The 17,570-nt window shown below is 48.0% G+C and carries 12 protein-coding genes; 6 read left to right on the forward strand and 6 right to left on the reverse strand.

All coding sequences use genetic code 11. The annotated features are described in order from the left end of the window. The coding region (locus PLF13_00005) for a hypothetical protein (GenBank protein ID HOP05647.1) at positions 1-200 on the forward strand (200 nt) is incomplete at its 5' end. 77 nt (positions 201-277) lie between these two features. Further along, positions 278-508, forward strand: a complete 231-nt coding sequence (locus PLF13_00010; protein ID HOP05648.1) for a diadenylate cyclase — start codon at positions 278-280, stop codon at positions 506-508. Between the two features lie 10 nt (positions 509-518). Here PLF13_00010 and PLF13_00015 read toward each other — a convergent pair whose 3' ends face one another. Continuing rightward, positions 519-2,009, reverse strand: a complete 1,491-nt coding sequence (locus PLF13_00015; protein HOP05649.1) for a TM0106 family RecB-like putative nuclease — start codon at positions 2,007-2,009, stop codon at positions 519-521. Positions 2,010-2,930: 921 nt separating this feature from the next. On the opposite strand from PLF13_00015, the gene PLF13_00020 reads away from it, so the two are divergent. Further along, positions 2,931-4,136 carry an aldo/keto reductase gene (locus PLF13_00020; GenBank protein ID HOP05650.1) on the forward strand — a complete coding sequence of 402 codons (1,206 nt, stop codon included), beginning with the start codon at positions 2,931-2,933 and terminating at the stop codon, positions 4,134-4,136. Between the two features lie 235 nt (positions 4,137-4,371). On the opposite strand, the gene PLF13_00025 is transcribed toward PLF13_00020, so the two are convergent. The 3 genes from PLF13_00025 to PLF13_00035 all read right to left on the reverse strand — a co-directional run bounded on the left by PLF13_00025 (position 4,372) and on the right by PLF13_00035 (position 7,842). Next, the gene (locus PLF13_00025) at positions 4,372-5,238 is read right to left on the reverse strand and encodes a phosphatase PAP2 family protein (GenBank protein HOP05651.1); all 867 of its coding nucleotides are present in this window, start codon (positions 5,236-5,238) and stop codon (positions 4,372-4,374) included. Positions 5,239-5,360: 122 nt separating this feature from the next. Next, positions 5,361-6,977, reverse strand: a complete 1,617-nt coding sequence (locus PLF13_00030) for a glycosyltransferase family 39 protein (GenBank protein ID HOP05652.1) — start codon at positions 6,975-6,977, stop codon at positions 5,361-5,363. Positions 6,978-7,023: 46 nt separating this feature from the next. After that, complete coding sequence (locus tag PLF13_00035; GenBank protein ID HOP05653.1) at positions 7,024-7,842, reverse strand: hypothetical protein; 819 nt, start codon at positions 7,840-7,842, stop codon at positions 7,024-7,026. Between the two features lie 197 nt (positions 7,843-8,039). Here PLF13_00035 and PLF13_00040 point away from each other — a divergent pair, with 197 nt between their 5' ends. The 3 genes from PLF13_00040 to PLF13_00050 all read left to right on the forward strand — a co-directional run bounded on the left by PLF13_00040 (position 8,040) and on the right by PLF13_00050 (position 10,824). Then, positions 8,040-8,744, forward strand: a complete 705-nt coding sequence (locus PLF13_00040) for a response regulator transcription factor (GenBank protein ID HOP05654.1) — start codon at positions 8,040-8,042, stop codon at positions 8,742-8,744. A 127-nt stretch (positions 8,745-8,871) separates the two neighbouring features. After that, positions 8,872-10,134 (forward strand): ATP-binding protein, encoded by a 1,263-nt coding sequence (locus PLF13_00045; GenBank protein ID HOP05655.1) that lies wholly within the window; start codon positions 8,872-8,874, stop codon positions 10,132-10,134. A gap of 144 nt (positions 10,135-10,278) precedes the next feature. Continuing rightward, positions 10,279-10,824, forward strand: coding sequence for a hypothetical protein (locus PLF13_00050; protein ID HOP05656.1), 546 nt, complete (start codon positions 10,279-10,281; stop codon positions 10,822-10,824). 306 nt (positions 10,825-11,130) lie between these two features. Here the strand turns inward: PLF13_00050 and PLF13_00055 are convergent, their stop codons facing one another. Continuing rightward, the gene (locus PLF13_00055) at positions 11,131-12,477 is read right to left on the reverse strand and encodes an alpha/beta fold hydrolase (protein ID HOP05657.1); all 1,347 of its coding nucleotides are present in this window, start codon (positions 12,475-12,477) and stop codon (positions 11,131-11,133) included. A gap of 656 nt (positions 12,478-13,133) precedes the next feature. Continuing rightward, positions 13,134-17,564, reverse strand: coding sequence for an FG-GAP-like repeat-containing protein (locus PLF13_00060; GenBank protein ID HOP05658.1), 4,431 nt, complete (start codon positions 17,562-17,564; stop codon positions 13,134-13,136). Between the last annotated feature and the right edge of the window lie 6 nt (positions 17,565-17,570).

Raw genomic sequence — 17,570 nt, forward strand, 5'->3', positions numbered from 1 at the left:
AGTGCGGCCATTTGCTGCCCAAAAAAGCGTGGAACTGTCATTTCTGCGGATGGTCCTTGTATGACGCACAGCGCGACGCCTTGATGGGCCAAGCAGTCGTTGAAGATGAGCGCAGAGATCTTTTTGACTCCAGCTACACAAGCGATATGGACCGCTTTATGGACAAACTCCAAAGGGATTCGCTGGACGTATCGAGTTGACAGGCCTCGGCATGAGGAAGGTGAATGATACACCGCAGCAAAGGGGAACTGCTGGCGCAAGCCTGAAGGACGCCTCGATGGGGCATTTGTCATACCGCGATGACGGTGTCGCCCTGGCGGCAGGTCGGCACCTGGCCCCATCAGTGGAAACGTCCGAGTTGCCCCAGGGGCTCGGCGCTCGGCATCGGAGCGCCGCCGGCATAACAGCATTGACCAATGCCATCGCGGTGGTGGTATCCGAAACCACCGGCGATGTCCGGATTTTTAGTCGCGGCAAACTCTATATGGAAATTGAGAAGGCAAAATAAGTCGCTGTTGTCATATCGCCATGCCGCGCAACGCATCCAACAAGACCCGCATGGCGATGCAGTCGTCCTCGTTATAATCCAGGATGCGTTGGCGCAGACAGCTGTCTTGCGTCTCCACCCAGCGGTGATACCATTCTATTGATGCGGCCCCCGACGGCTCCTTGTCCCGCCACTTGAATCCGAGATAGGTCGCCAGGGTTTTTATGGAATAATCATTGGTGGGCCACTCGGTTTTTTTCCTTACGACATCCGTGTAAAGGTCTATGGCTACCGAGGGTGAGAACAGGTTTTCAATCTCTTCCTCCGAAGCAATATCCGCGAAACGCTTCTGGAGCTTGCGCAACGTGGTTCTTTCATAATGCGAATAATAATAGATTACATATGCGTCACGGCTCCGCAGAAAATTTATGGCTTGATCAAAGGCTTTTCGTTCCTGCCCCTCGGTTGGCCGATCGGCAAAGAAGGCATGGTATGTTTCTTCATTCGGTTTGGACCTGTTGCGTTCAATGAACCCATGAAGATAGCAGCAGTCGCGCATGGGGTCGGTTTCAACATCGAAAAAAAGCTCGATATCGGCTTCCGGAAATGTGATCGGTTCTTTTAGATAGGGTTGGGAACTGGGGCTCGCCAACAATGCGGCCCGTGCCTGAAACCGCCGAATCGTTTTGGCGCTGATCCGAGGAAAAATCGTTTTTTTTCCCTGGACAATGCCGGTCAAGTCGGCTTGGGCCAGATTATGAACGGTTTTCAAATGGCGGTACATGGCGTCCCTCTTGGCCCGCCCCAATTCGGGTATCAAGGTCAGATCGTCATCTTGCTTGAGCTGGGCGCGGCAATGCGACCGCCAGTGGCAGAGCTTGCAGACGGCGCACAAGGCTGCGAGGGGCTCTTGCTCCCGATTTTTGATGGCAATAACGGCATCGAGGCATTCTTGATAGAGATCCCACAGGCTGCGGTCATCCCTTTTTGAAATCGAGGTATCCAGATCATAATCGACCTCTTGGCCGTGGACATCCCATATGAACGGAAAACGGTCTCGTGACAAAAAACCCACTTGACCAAGGATATCCGTATACAAGGCAAGCTGGACAGCGTAATGCCGCTTCAGTTTGCCATCGGACTCATCATCCATTCCCTCGATACCTGCGCCGCTCTTTATGTCACCCGCCACATAGCCGCTACCTTTTTGAACCAGGAGGTCTGGTTCCCCGACAAGCGTGTCGGTCCGAATTCTGCCGCCATAAATGATTTTTTCGCCCAGGCGCATCAGCCGCAGCGTTTGCCGCTCTTTTTCCCGCGGTTCAAGGGAGCGAAGGTCGGCAAACGGTACGTCCAACTTTTCCATTGTTTCACGCTCGAAGGCATTGCCCCGCTCCCACAAAAGCTCGACGAATGCGCTGACGCGATCCTTTTTGGAGGGGTCCCCAAAGAAATCAAGCTGAACCCGGCGGGGGCATTGAACATAATTGTATAATGTCGAGGCCGTGATCCGTTTTTCCATGGCACTAAAATTTATTCGGTGACGATCCGGAACATGTATTTTTTTGCTTAATTTACAATTAGTTGTTAATAATTTTGCACATTGGCAATCACGCCATTATAGCTCAATCGGAGAGAGACTGAAAATGGTCATTTTTTATAAAACGGACACATTTCATCAATCACAAGGAAATTCATACTGACACCACCTCCGCATCCCCGAGAATGGCCTGATCTTTGATAACCATTCGATATTGGAGTGTTTCGATTAGATGCAGATGAAAAGTAACAGGATACTGGAGACCTGGATTGTGATATCGCTTCATTTGAAGTGCAAACGGGAATCGAACCCACGTCCGTTCTCTGTTTGGGGAAAATGTGGAGAAAACGATTTCCCGTAAATGGACGCGGAGAATGAGGCCTTGAAACATCTTAAAGCGTTGTAATCAAATGTTTTTTATGTGTCAGCGCGTATGAGACGAATTTACCGGAAGGCGGCGTTCCCTCCACCAAATTTATAACACATCACATAGCCATATGTTACTTGAAGCTCGGGGAGATAGGGTTCCCGTGGGAATCCTAAACAAGCTCCGGGTTACTCGGTCTAAGCGAACCGGAGAAAGAGCACTGGATGTCCCGTAAGGCAAGTCGATAAATATACTCGCCTTCACAAGCAGCTTACTTCTTTTACGTTCTATTATGTTATAACAAAAGCTATTATGCTGATATGATCTCTGATCTGAGACAACGGGTGGCAAGACATAATGTCAAAGAAAATGCGACGTGGACGGTTCATCGGCTACCCGTGGAACTTGTTATAAAGAACAACATAAGAAATAATCCAGGCCTTCAAAAGAGATTCGAGCACAATAAATCCCGTGGCTGAAGCAACGGGCTACTTGTCAATAATCTTTGAATGAAACAGACGGTATGAAAAGCAAAAATGAACAGGCGTAAATTTATATCTCTGGCAGCAGGAACGGGAGCCGCTCTTGTATCATCCCCGTGGCTTGGGAATCAGGTATTCGCAAATGTGGAGAATTTGGATCAACAAATGAATAGCATCGTCCCTAAAAGAGCATTCGGGAACTCCGGCGTAATGGTATCAAAACTCTGCCTGGGCGGAGGATCGTTTATGGCCACAGCGAGCGAGCCGATATTGGCAGAAGCTCTAAAATACGATGTGGATTTTTGGGAAATTGTGTCATTCACCGGAAATGCGTATGCCGAATATTTCAAGAAGAATCCCGGCGCGCGAGACAGGATTTTCCTATCCGGGAAGGTTTATTCAACCAATCCATCCGTAATGCAGGAGCAGTTGGACAAGATTCTCATGGAGAACCAGACTTCAGTTATAGATTTCCTGGCTGTGCATGTGATAGATAATATCGAGATGATGAATGAGGATGTAAGAAAATGGGCTGAGCAAGCCAAAAGAGAGAAAAAGATTCGCTTTTTCGGGTTCTGTACTCACCGGAATATTGCCGATTGTCTCAACAGAGGAGCGGATCTGGGTTGGATTGATGGAATACAGGTAGCCTATAACTATCGAATGCAGGGTATTGACAGCATGGAAAATGCCCTGCAAAAATGCCATGAAAAGGGTATTGGAATCATAGCTGTCAAATCCATGGGGCTCTGCTCGGTGAAAAAGGAAGAACTTCAAAAGCTTCCACTCAACGATGAAAGAGTCAATTCAGAATTGAACACCCATGATTTGTCTTTCGAACAGGCAAAACTGAAAGCAATCTGGCAGAACTCCAGTTTGACTTCCGTCTGCTCCCTTATGTCAACCCCGGAGATTCTAAGGTTGAATGTTGAGGCGGCCGATGAAAAACCACTTGATGCCGAAGTCATCAAATTGCTTGAGGATTACGCCGAGGCTACCGGAAGATATTACTGCAGACGTTGTGGACAATGCGGTACGGCAAATGCAGATAATATCCCGATATTTGAAATTATGGAATTACTCATGTACGCAAGGGCTTATGGCTTGACGGATATGGCGACAAAGATGTTCGCACGGATACCGGCGGCAATTCGCAGCAAGATATCCGAAAGTGACTTTTCAACTGCTGAAAAGCTATGCCCGCAAAAAATGCCAATATCGCATTTAATGAAAGAAGCCTATGCTGAACTGAACGGTTAGGTATCATGCTGCCGTTTCCCCCCTGACGACCTTGACTGGAGCAGGCTCATATCTTTGAGCCATTGAAAATCAACAGTAAGCGCCTGAAATAAGGGCGCTTTTACGCTTTCTCCCACCTGAATAACACCGAATATCGTGCAATAACTTACAACAATTGTGGCCACAATTTGGTCACAGTGAGGTGAGCATCATTGTGCCACGACGCAAGTGTAAAGCCCGACCCGTAGCAGCTAAACTAAAACCTCATGGCAAACGAAAAACCAACTACACCGTCATTTATCAGTGGAGCAATCGAGATTTTGTTTTCGGACTTCTTCCGTCGCGCCAGCTTCAATGACACATAGGTTCCGAGAATTCCCCCAGCGACAACATCACTCACATAATGCCTGCCTTCCTGAAGTCGGGACAAGCCTACATAACCGGCCAAGACAAAAGCCGGGATACCCCATGTCTTGCCGAAATCGGCATATACTGTACTCGCGGCTGCGAAAGCAGACGACGTGTGGCCTGAAGGATATGAGTAGGATCCTCCGTTTGGTCTAGTTCTGTTGATACTGGCCTTTAGAGCTATAGTTAAAAATCCGTTGACAGCTTGGGCCCGGAAGAGGTCAGAGCCGAATTCACTCAATCGCTGGGAACCGGCTGCTTCGCCAATACCCCATGATAGCACAGATGCAGCAACGGGAAAGGCGCCATTACCAATAGTTTCTCCAACTTCGAAGAAATTGTCTGCAAACATCGAGGGCCCCCACAGCTCGGTGAACTCGGGAGATTCTCGGCGGAAGGAAGGAGAGAAGACAGACGGGGCTGCAGCGATTCCGCCTACAATGCCATAGAAGTCACGTTGTGTAACCAAGTATACAATGTCGTCGTATAGCTGGTGCAAGATGAATGGTCGATTGGAAGGCTCATTGCTTGGATTACGCAAGAAGCTCATTTGATGTATGTAGTCCGTTGGCGATGGGGACTGATAAAAAGAACTGAGTCCCTGAGTGGTGAGAATGTCACCTGCGAATGCAGATGTTCCCCAAGCAAAGCTAACAGCGGAAGCAATAATGATCGATAGGATTAGGATGTTGAACGCGCTTCGATTTGACTGCATCAGTGGACCTCTTTTCCTCCACCTAATACGGCGGACAAAATGCGGTGCGAAAGAATGCACCAATAGTTGGAATCATATTTTGTCACATTAGCAGTCAAATATCTCTCTTGCTCCTTTCACTTTCAAAGAGCCAAAGGTCTGGTCTCTTGTAGTGCTTTCGATGTGTATCTATAGCCAACCCGCCAATAGAAATGCCCTACTTCACCATCATAGTTGTAGAGCCGTTCAGTGTTTATCATGCCCAAATCAGCGAAATGTTCGACAATTGAAGTTTGGTTTAGTTGGCTTTCTCCAAAGCTGATGAGCAACGCATCCCGACCGTTGATGGACTCCGGTGTAACCCAAGTGGCCCACATCAGTCCATTCCTTCCGATGAGATTCTGCCCACCGATTTCCTGAAGACTATCGATGTCAGTATTATGATCGGGATCATAGAAGTTTGCCTGACTGGCCAGCCAGTACTTATCAAGACCAATTATGATCGGTTCGGTACCGGTGCTGTCTTCGAGACGAGTCTCGATTTCCTCGACCTTATCGCCAAAGATTTTCCACGCTATTGGGAACTTCATTCCGCTTTCTTTTTCAATTCCCGGCATTCCACCAACCATATAAGTAAAACCGGCGGCGTAGAACACGACCAAGATACTTGCTGTAACAAGCCAGCATCGAGCAAGCGAACCGCCGGTCGATTTGTTGTGCCATATCTCGATTCCGTGAATCCTCGCTGCTATCAGCGGAAGGAGGGATAGCCACACCGGCCCGGTCCAATTGAGTTTCGGTTGTCCCTGGATACTGTGAATCATGAATACAGCAAGCGGCACAACTGAGAATGTCAGAAGGAAAAGGTATTGCCTATAGTGCTGCAGGTCATCCTGCTTTATCGCTATTCGACGCCTGCCGACGTCCCATATAACTCGCACAGCCTCGTAGAATCCAAGCGGACTGAGAAGTACCAGTATGCTTCCGATCAGAATGTGCAGATGGAAGTCCATTCCTCCTGACCATCGTCGCGTTCCCTGAAAGGCAAATGACATCCATTGGTGTTCAGCATTCCAGTAGAGCACAGGCGAAAAAAGAAGCAACCCAATGACAAGAGCAATGTAAGGTTGAGGTTTTCGGAACCATCTACGGGATTCTCTGTCAATTAACATATACCCAAGTGTCGCGGGTATAATCAGCCCCATGGTGTATTTTGACAATAAACCCAGACCGAGAAAGACACCGGCAGCGTACCAGGCTCGAGACTGATTTTGTGTCAGGGATTTTGCGAGAAAATAAAGGGCACTCGCCCAACACACGTAGAAAGGAGCATCAGGCGTCATAAGGAATCCGACTGACATATATATGGGTAGTGTCACGAGGAGCAGAAGCACTACTTTGCCCGTAGACCTTCCGACAATAACAACAGAAAGTCGAAACATGAAATAGGCCAGTCCAAACCAGCCAAGAAACGCCGGCAGACGGACCGAGAATTCGCTGCGTCCGAGGACTGTTTCGGATAGATGAATAAGCCACGCTACCATAGGCGGGTGGTCCAGGTAACCGATATCCAGGTGCTGGGCGTAATTCCAGTAGTAGGCCTCTTCGGGGAGGAGATTCAGCATTCCCATGAAAACGAGCCTGACCAGTACGGCAACAGCGATTATCAGCCAGATAAGACCGACACCTCCCTGAGTTATTGAATTGAACATCATCGGTAATGATGTTCGAAGCTGTTTTCGTGAAAATCTATTGATCACAATCTGGCTCTATCCTGAGAAACATATAATAGGCTTATCCACTTATTCACCGGCTTATTTCCAACTCACCTTCTTCAACACGGATACTATCGCTCTTCTTATGTTCCCTTAGAACCAACACCAATAGGATCGCAACGAAAAACACTGAGGAGCCAATTGTCCCAAGGTTGAGTCCACCGGATGCGAGAGGTTTTGTGAGGAAATCACCAAATGTCGCTCCAAACGGGCGAGTAAGCACGAAAGCAATCCAGAACAGCAATATCCTTGAGATTCTGGTGTAATAATACAGCAACGCAGTAACAATAAGCACGCCGCTCAGAAGAATGGCACTGCCAGCAAACCCGATTCCTGAGGTATCCGCAAGATAGTCACCTAATGCGGTTCCCAGAGTATTGGCAATCAAGAAGGCCAACCAATAGAAGCTCTCTGCACGCGGAGTCACGATCTTTTCAACTGAAATTGACTTTTCCACGATGCGCCAGATACCAAGGATCGCCAGTAAAGCTCCGATTAGAACCATCGAACCGGTGGCATAGCCGAATCCCAAGGTTCGATCCATGAAGTCGGACATGGCAGTACCGGCCAGACTCGTAGCGGTAAACACCAGCCAATAGACTGAAGGATTGTACCGTTTCATAAATTGCTTGAGCGTGAAAAGCAGGATAAACGAACCAAAGAACATCATTGCGGTCGTGGCATACCCCAGGTTGAAAGTCATTGAAAGCATATCGGCTCCGGTCTCACCCAGAGTCGTTGCAGCGATTTTGATAGCCCAGTATGATATGACGATTTCAGGAACCCGATTGTCAGCAAAGGTCTCAGAAAGCGACTTGTTTACAAGCCTTTTCGTTTTCGTTGATGTCATATTTCCCTCGTTTCCAATTTTGTTATCGTGCTCAATATTGAGGGTTATGATGAAATCAAGATGAAAGAACCATGCTTTTTTCAGTTTCACTGATTTTAGACGTTCTTGCGGACCTTGAACGACTGACATTTATCATACCGCCCTTTTCATCTGCATTTCATGTTTGTTTTTGTTATTTTGATTCAGGAGAATGAAAAATGCGCGTGTTGCTGATAGAAGATGAAAAGCACGTGGCTGATGCGATTGCTAAGAACTTGAAGGCTGAAGCTTTCGCGGTCGATATAGCCCGTGACGGAGAGAATGGCGAAGAACTGGCGAAAATAAATGACTACGATGTCATTGTGTTAGACCTCATGTTGCCAGGCCAGGACGGTTGGGAGACTTGTAGCCATCTTCGGCGCGATGGGTTGTTGATTCCCATACTGATGCTCACTGCTTTGGACGATGTCACGGACAAAGTCCGGGGACTGGATTCCGGGGCTGACGATTATCTAACCAAGCCATTTCATTTTAGTGAGTTACTCGCTCGGATACGTTCCCTCATCAGGCGACATTCTACCGTACGATCCACAGAAATTGAGCAATTTGGCCTGAAGCTTGACTTGAAAACTCACAAGGCGTACCGGGAAGGTCAGGAGATCTCTTTGAGTGCCAAGGAATTCGCTCTTCTTGAGCTATTCATGTTACACCCCAATCACATCCTGACCCGCCAGGCGATTTCAGAGCATTTGTGGGACATGAACTTTGATCCCCGCAGCAATGTCATCGAGTCATTCGTTCGCTTTCTACGCAAGAAGATCGACCATGGGTTCAAACACCCGCTGATTCACACAGAGAGAGGGGCTGGATATATTTTCTCCGACGCGAATGCAAATAGTGAAAAGAATGACCATGACTCTTAGATCAAGACTGATTGTCACCAATGTACTCATATTTGCTGCCGTTCTTATAGTTTTCGCGGTAATTGTATACGAAAGGACTCGAGAATCGGAGATCACTAAACTGGACTCCCACTTGGAGGCCGTTTCCGTGGAGTTTGCGGCTGAGTTCGAAGATCAGTGGGAGGATAAGGAGTTCCCCGTAAGTAGTGAAATAGAGGCAATTGTCGGCCGTCAATGGAAGGATGTACAAGTCCAACTTTGCGATACACTAGGGCACTTGCTCTTTTCACGGGGCGAATTGCCTCCGATATCTCAGAAATGGCGTGAAAAAGCACTATCGAATCAGTACTCATTTCAAGACATAAGCATTAAGAACGAGTGGTTCCGCCAGTTAGTCAGACCAGTTGAAGAAGACGAGCGGGTTGGGTTTGTACTTGCCGTTGCGATGCCTGCAACTGATGTTGAAGAGCGGCTCGCCGATCTAACAAGTGTTCTTCTGCTGAGTGTCGTCTTAGCGTTACTAGTCTCTTCTCTATCTGTCTACCATTTTACCGGCAAGTCCTTTCGTCCGGTGAGCCGGATGGTAGACGCCGCTGAGAAGATCTCGGCTTCAACTCTTGACCAGCGACTCGATCTACCTTCAGTGCAAGATGAAGTTCACCGCCTCGCTGTTGCCCTTAATGCCATGATGGATCGAATCGAAGATGCGTTTAAGAGCCAACGCCAATTTGTCGCCGACGCTTCCCATGAATTGCGCACACCGCTTACTGTCATTTGCAGCGAGTTGGAATTCCTGAAACGACGTCTTAACGACCAGGAGTCATCGGAGAGTATCAATTCTTCACTGAAGGAAGTTGACCGAATGACACGCCTGGTACAGCAGTTGCTGCTCCTGGCAAGGATTGATGCACGGAAATTGACCATGGACTATCACCCGGTCAGACTTGACGAACTAATTGCCGATTGTGTGCAACTGGAAAAAGCAATCGCAGCCAACAAGAATGTTGGGATATCCGTTCAGATAAGCGATGTGGTAGAGACAAATGCGGATCGCGAACACCTGCAACGGGCCCTTATCAACGTACTTGATAATGCTGTAAAATTCTCGCCCGAAGGGGGTGAGGTCGCGATCAGACTCCAACGAGATTCGGACGTGGCTAGTATGACAATCAGCGATCAGGGGCCGGGTATAAAAAACTCTGAAAGCGAGGAAGTCTTCAAGAGATTTTACCGCTCTCCCCAGAGCCGCCGTGAATACGAAGGCAGTGGGCTTGGCTTAAGCATTGCGCGTGATTTGATAGAAGCCCACGGAGGGTCAGTGTATATTGTTCAGTCAGATTCAAGCGGTACCACCGTGAAGATAGCGATTCCCATTCGCCAATCCAGCAACGCAACCGATATATCACAATGATCTGATTTTTCCATATTTTTTTTAATATTCCCGCTCCATTTTCATTCCTGTTTCATTTTCGCTTTGTAGGTTCCCTCTGAATGTGTGCCGCTGTTATCTCAATCTAACAGCGGAATGTGACTAACCGGTATGAAAGGAGATGTCATGAAAACGTCAAGGATTACCATATTCATAGGGATCGCGCTTGCTTTATCTCTCTCGACTAGCTCTATCGTTGTGGGGCAGTCTGAGAAAGCCAAAAAGGAAGAAGAAGGAAGCGTTCACGTCCCGGAAGCTATTCTAGCTTCCTTCCACAAAGCCTATCCACATGCGGTTATCCACGATATTTTGGAAGAGGTTAAAAACGGCAAGACATATTATGAGATTGAGAGTATGGACGACAGTCAGCGTCGCGATTTGCTCTATATGGCCAACGGCACCGTCTTCGAAATCGAGGAAGCATGGGATATTAGTGCGCTCCCCAAAGAGGTGACCGCCACTCTCAAGTCAAAATTCCCCTATGGGAAGTTGCAGAAAGCGGAGCGGATTACCCATGGAAATACGATCCAGTTTGAGGTTTTGCTAGAAAACGGAGAAGACAACCTGGAGATCCTGCTCGATTCTAAGGGGGCCATAGTTTCTCAAGCCGCGGTAGATGATCATGATGAAGAATCAGATGCTGGCGAAAATGATGAAGCCGACGAAGATTAAGCCTATCCAGACGAAGCGATTAGCGCGCTTTCTAAGATCCGAAGGCGGAACTGACAAATAGTCTGGTCCGCCTGACCGTTTGCGATTCTGTGTGTGCCCAAGAGAAGCTGTACTATGTGGTTTTGGTCGCAATGTGGTGTAATTCCTTGTGCCGTAACGGGAGAATAGGGATTCGCCCCCCACCTCCATAAAACTTCTATTTCTCTAAGTCATTAAAAATCAACGGCAAGTGCCTGAGATACAGGCGCTTTCATGTCTTGTCCGCCACGAATAACACCGCATATCGTGCAGCCTTCCCCGCTTCATTTACAGGTTCTTGTCCAGCCAATCAAAAATACACTCGGAAGACCATGCCTGAGCACCGACCTGGCAATGTTGCGAGCCGGGACCGTCAGCTCCAAACATCATATAATCCTTGGGGCAAATTAGAGCGTCGTACAGAGCTTTTCCCTGACTCCACTCATCGGCGGCGCCGTCCATTATGAGCATTTTGCACGTGATATCGGTGACAATCTCGCGATTGGAGTAGGCTGAAGTTTCAGCTACCCACTCGGCAGGAGACGTTGAGCCGTGTTTCCACATCTCGTCATTGATACCCCATTTGACCAAGGGCATCTGTGCTGAAATTTCAGCAATCCGGGTGTTGAATTTATCCGAATCAGACTTCCAGAGATTAGTCAGTTCAGAATCAAATTGCCCCAAAAATCCGTAAATCACATCTTTCCATGCCAGCACGCCGGGATCAGCGATACAAACCTTGATGCGCTTCTCGAAAGCCACGGCTCGGGGAGCCAACGATCCTCCCATACTCACACCCATGAGTCCGATCCGATCGGGATCGACATCCGTTCGCGTCAGAAGGTAGTCGACAACCGGCGTGATGACGTTTTCCCAGTCAGGGCGAAAAACCAATCCCTGGAGTCGGAGTGTTTCTCCCTGCCCCGGGCCATCGAACAACAGACAGTGATATCCTCGTTTGACGGCAGCATCGGCCATGTACTTGTCGTGAATCGCCCATCCATCGCGCCCCTGATGGACAATCAATACGGGCGCCGGCCCCTTAACCAGCGGCGACTGAAAGAAATAACCAGGGAGCGTTGTGTTCTCGTATGGAATCTCCACAGGTTCAGCAGGAAGTTTCAGGAGTTCGAGAGCCTTCCGAAATGAGGCGGATGCGGCGCGCGTGTTTTCCATGATCATCGGAGCTCGCGGGTCATTGTGCCGGTGCAACGCAGCGGTGTAGTATGTAGCGCTTCGCAAATATAGCTCACCGGCGCTTACAGTATGTCCGTCCTTTTCCGCAGAAACCGCCAGATTTCTAAGGCGATTTGCTGTTGCCGTCCATTCACGCGGCCAGGAATCGGGATCGGCCGGTTTTACTCGTGAAGCTGTTTCGAGACACTCGCCGATATCGGCCTGACCGGAGTATGTCATCGCAAGATAGAAAAGAAGCGTCTGATCGAGAATCGAGTCATCCATCATGTTGAGTTCATACCATGGTTTGGAACCGACCTGGATGTTATCAGGATCGTTCGCCTGGCCTAGTGCCGGATTGACAACGCACAGACTGAGAGCTATTAACAGCGCTACACAAAGGGTGCGAATGCCGGATCGTTTGTATCTCACGCTAAGTCTATTTGTTTTCGTGTTCATCTGTCTCCTCCAATCTCTTCAGTGTTCTATCTCGACACCGGTGTTTACTAAAACATCGTTAAATTGCCAATACTGATAAATTAGTATTCGAGATATGGACGAGCTAAAGGGATTACAGAAGGACTTCGGACGATTGCTCAATGCTCGCATTTGGTGGTTATCAAAAGGCATAGGAAATGCCCTCTTACGATCCCCCCCACCTCCGCCAAATTTATGACACATCGTGCGGAAGCGCGTTACATAAGGCTCGGGCCGGGCGGGGTACTGTCTCTTTTGCCTTGAACTGTCGACGGAATAATCGTATCTTGAGCTAATAATTACAGCGTGGCGTTCTATGCGGGAGAACTATTCTGGAAGGTTTGGGTAGACACAGTGATAGCCAGACCATACACGCTGGACGGAGTAGAATAGGATCGATCAGATTCCTAGTATCAACGACCTGCCCATAATCCACACCCTACGTCACACTTTCGCGAGCCATTTGGTCATGCACGGTGTCAACCTCCCGACCGTCGCTAAGTTCATGGGCCACTCCGATATCGAAACTACGATGATCTACGCACACTTAGTGCCTGAGCACTTCGCTAAGATCACTATCAAACTGTCTTTCAGTAAGCCTATAATCCAACAAAGACAGCTCGACTTAGTCCATCCATCTATGGACATTGCAATGGCGAGCCGTTTTGGAACATATATGATACCAGATAGACAAGATCAGCGATGTCTGGCACCTCTGCACCGTTTCCATCCACGTCGCACAGCTCCATGAGAGGTGGCTCCGGTCCCCCTTGGAACATATATGTGACCAAAAATACCAAATCCGTGATGTCTGGACCAACGCCATCAGCATTAATATCACCACAACTGTAAGAGTCGTGTATCGCTAAGGCAAATGGAGATAGGGTTGATGTATAACCACAGATCGTATTTGAATTCGTGTCGAGTGAACTTGAGATGTTAATCCATCCGACACCATTATGATGCAATAAGCAGAGAATCGCCTCCTGCTCGGGATTGAACAGTGTATCATCATAGTATACACATATCTCTACAGTCCCATCGTAAGCAGCGTCAGTAGAAACATCGTAGTACATCGGTGCCATTGCGGGAACAACCAAGAAGCCGCTTCCCTCCATTTCCGGTCCCACACTGGATACTATCATCTCTGATGTACCATCCTGTGTAACACTGCTGAAAACTAGGCTCACAATACCCAAGTCGGTTTCCGAGTCCTCACCTGCTAATGTAGATTCTGAGAATACACAAGCATCAGGATTTTGATCGGGATTATATGTGTATGGGCAGTTGTCATCAGGGCACTCGTTTTCGGGATGATTTGGGTCGCCGTACGTATCACCGTCAGTATCGAAACAGTCAGAGTTCCTTGTAATGTATACGGAGCAATTGTACGCGTAGCCCGTGAATATATCCAGAGCTCCGTCATTGTTACAATCTGCAACGGCTATATCGCACGGCCCTGGGGATATCCAATACGTTTGATCAATATCCTGAAAATCGAAATCACCGAAGTTTCTGACAATGTGCATCAAGCCAGCATAATATGAAGGTCCGCCAATTGTATATAGCAAATCAATGTCTCCGTCACCGTCAACATCGCCAACCGTACCTGCATTAGCCCAAGCACTAACATCAACATAGTTGGGATTCTCAACGAATTCCCGTCCGCCAATATTGTCGAAGAACTGGAACCTGCCATTATGTCCGCCAATGAACCCATGGCTCCCAAAGCCAAAAGCCTGGATGTCAACGTCGTAATCACCATCGAAATCCGCTAGCTGGATTTCACCTACATACAGAGTTGCAAGGTCTGTACCCCAAGTCCAGGAACCTGAGTCATCGCCATAATATACGGCTGTTGTGGAAAGGTTCGCATATCCGGCCAGAACATCAACGAGTCCGTCGCCATCGACGTCACCAACCCAAACCCCGGAAACGTCCGACCAACTATGAATCCCGTAAGTCGATGCCGAGAATGTTGCATCTCCGTTTCCCAGAAGAATAGCGAACTTCCCCCAAAACGTGCCTGGGGGACCTGGATTATAGGTCTGAGTGCCGAACACCAAGTCAGCAACGCCGTCTGCGTTGAAATCTGTCGTAGAAATCTCCCCTCTCCCCAATCCGGGGACCAAGAATGAAGGCTCAACGCTGAAGGATCCGCTGCCATCATTCAGCAACAAGGTAATTCGAGAACCGCTTGAAGGGGATATTGTCCTCATTACTGCGATATCTATTCCATTCTCGCCATCAAAGTCTCCAGTAGTTGCGTCTAACATGACCTGACCATCGGTAACTTCATAAAGAACATAGGATTCAAACCATCCAACACCATCGCTTAGAACAACCGAGATATAACCTTCCGGTCCGACATGAACGATGTCGATGTAGTCGTCACTATTGAAATCTGCAAGCTCTACATCGACACTTGTGACACCGGTCGGGACTCCAACGGATGCGCCGAAGTAACCAGACGTGCTTCCAACTGCAGTCATGAATGACCAATAGCAGGGTTGCTCAAGGACGGAACCACTTGACGACTCGATACTCGTTGTCAGAACTACAGTCACGTTTTCACCAGCAGGGAACTCCTCATTTGGTGTAAAAGTGGCAATACGGGTTCCGTTGTCATATGTAATCAGACCTTGGACAAATCCCATGGTGTTGCCGATTACTGCAAACGTGTTCGCGTTTATCGTTGCGGGATTCATGTCAGTGTTGAAAGTGGCTGTAATCAGAGTTGATCGGGACACATTGAGCTCATTCGAGCCAGGTGAGTGTGAGACCACCAGCGGTAACACAAAGTCATACACTGCAATCACCAAGTGATCATCGTCCATCGTCACGATTGGACTCGTGGTACTGAATCCCCAATCTTCTCCATCCATCTGCCACTTCTGGAATGTATTCACTCCAGAAGTTGAAGGAGCTGTTAGTGTCACCTCTATCCCATCGACATAGTCACACGAAAACGGGGTTGTTGTTCCACCAGGGCAGTTGTCTGGAGATACTGTTATCGGAACTCCATTCTCTGGACTCGACTCCACAATCAGAGTATGTTGAAGTTGGCACGCATCTCCGATTCCGTCTCCATTGGTGTCGAGCTGGTCGGGATTGAAGACATCTGGACAATTGTCATCGGGACACTCATTTTCGATATGGCCAGGGTCTCCATAACCATCCCCGTCCGAATCAAAGCAACCTTGAAGGAATACCTGTAGGCTACTGGGAGTAGTGACAAGGTCCACATCACCATCGTTATCCCAGTCACCTGCATCAATTGCATAACCAACACCAGCTGTTATAAGAGTATCCAGAGCGAATACGCCAGCTCCATTATTCGATAAGATACCCAGGTTACCTGTTCCGTTTCCCACGGCCATGTCCAAGTCACCGTCATTGTCAAAGTCGGACAAGGCAACCACTCGTGAAGCAGAACCAGGAAGTGTGTCAGTGACGTATGCCACGCCTGCTTGGTAGAATCCTGGATTCACCGACCCCGCATTCAGGAACACTGATACAGTAGAATCGCCACACCAAAGATTTGCGACAACTACATCAATATAATTGTCGTTGTTAATATCTCCAACACATCCCCATCTGGCGTCCTGACCAAAGCTTCCGCCATAACCTTGATCAAAGGGATTAACCCTTGTACCGTCGCCTCTGTTGAGATAAGTGTTGAAGAACCCATGATTCGGTGATGGGTTGCCAACATCAAACACCATAACAAGATCAAGATCCATATCATTGTCCACATCTACCGAAAGGACATCTTCGGCTGATCCAGCGGGACTTCCCATATCATCAAAGACGAGCTCGAATGAATTAACCATACCATCGCATGCATTATAAAGAACCGCAATCGATCCTTGTAATCCAAGAGCCAGATCAATACAACCATCACCGTCGAAATCTCCTGTACATATAGACCTGACTCCATCACCTACACTCTGGGAATGAAGCGTGAAACTCGCGGTACCATCATTATCCATGATCAGTACACCGCCCTGTCGCACAACAGCTAGATCGACGTCACCGTCTCCGTCAAAATCGCCTGAGGTGATCGATTTGGGTTCGCCAGAGACGGAGTAACTACTGATTAGTCCATATGAACCCGGATTGAGAGTGCTGTTCAACGCTATGTGAACAGAGTCCCAATTCAAACCGACTGAAGCCTGGTCGATCAAACCATCGTTATTCAAGTCAACACTAACTACGTCATAGTCTGCTCTACCTGCGTAGGCTGTATCCGTAACAAACTTCATGTCACCATTTAAGGTTTCAACAGTGAATGAGAATACACAGCTCAGAGAAGGATGTATTCCGCTGGCAGAAACAATCCCTGTTGTCAATACGCAGCGTATTATCTCTCCAGCGCCAAAATCGTCAGTTGGATCAAAGATCATCGTTTTCGTTAAGGAATCATATGCGATAGCGCCATGGATGAATCCACAGTAGCGTGAGTACATGACAATGGTTGAACTGTCGAAAGATGACGGATTCATATCGGTATTAAAGGTTACGGCGATATTCGCATCAATAGGTACATTAATCGCATTCTGAGCCGGTGACAGGGACACTATCTGTGGGGTGGATTGGTTACTGCTCTGATTTAACAACATAGTTTCATCACTGAAATCGTTTTTTACTGAGGCTAAATTGACATCCACGCCATTATTGGAGTCACCTGAAGCAACTGTTCTCGGTCGGTTACCGACATCATAGCTACTGGCAGCCAAAAAGTTTTCGTCCCCGACTTTTGTCAACAATGAGATATCGCTGTCTCCAACATTAGCAATTGACAGGTCATGATCCACACTCCCATCCAGATCGACAGAGATCACTGATGTAGGATTAGTTATGACTACATCGTAACTTGGCTCATTAAAGCAGAAGCCATCCTTGGTCTGATCTGCCCCACATGTTTCAATTTTTAAGAGTGTTGTAATAATTCGTGAGGGGGTACTTCCGCCTGGCTGCATTGCACCTGCAGCTATTGATATAAAACAGATCGCAAACACAAGTGTTAGGATCAGAATAACAAAGCAGACATGAGCACTGATCTTCATGGTAAA

The sequence above is a fragment of the Candidatus Zixiibacteriota bacterium genome (genome assembly GCA_035380245.1).
Taxonomy (GTDB): Bacteria; Zixibacteria; MSB-5A5; order GN15; family FEB-12; genus DAOSXA01.

Bases quoted from the DNA above. Each gene is read 5' to 3' on its own strand.
- PLF13_00040 (HOP05654.1), top strand. From the start codon at position 8,040: ATGCGCGTGTTGCTGATAGAAGATGAAAAGCACGTGGCTGATGCGATT.
- PLF13_00010 (HOP05648.1), top strand. From the start codon at position 278: ATGGGGCATTTGTCATACCGCGATGACGGTGTCGCCCTGGCGGCAGGT.
- PLF13_00035 (HOP05653.1), bottom strand. From the start codon at position 7,842: ATGACATCAACGAAAACGAAAAGGCTTGTAAACAAGTCGCTTTCTGAG.
- PLF13_00055 (HOP05657.1), bottom strand. From the start codon at position 12,477: ATGAACACGAAAACAAATAGACTTAGCGTGAGATACAAACGATCCGGC.
- PLF13_00050 (HOP05656.1), top strand. From the start codon at position 10,279: ATGAAAACGTCAAGGATTACCATATTCATAGGGATCGCGCTTGCTTTA.
- PLF13_00020 (HOP05650.1), top strand. From the start codon at position 2,931: ATGAACAGGCGTAAATTTATATCTCTGGCAGCAGGAACGGGAGCCGCT.
- PLF13_00025 (HOP05651.1), bottom strand. From the start codon at position 5,238: ATGCAGTCAAATCGAAGCGCGTTCAACATCCTAATCCTATCGATCATT.
- PLF13_00060 (HOP05658.1), bottom strand. From the start codon at position 17,564: ATGAAGATCAGTGCTCATGTCTGCTTTGTTATTCTGATCCTAACACTT.
- PLF13_00015 (HOP05649.1), bottom strand. From the start codon at position 2,009: ATGGAAAAACGGATCACGGCCTCGACATTATACAATTATGTTCAATGC.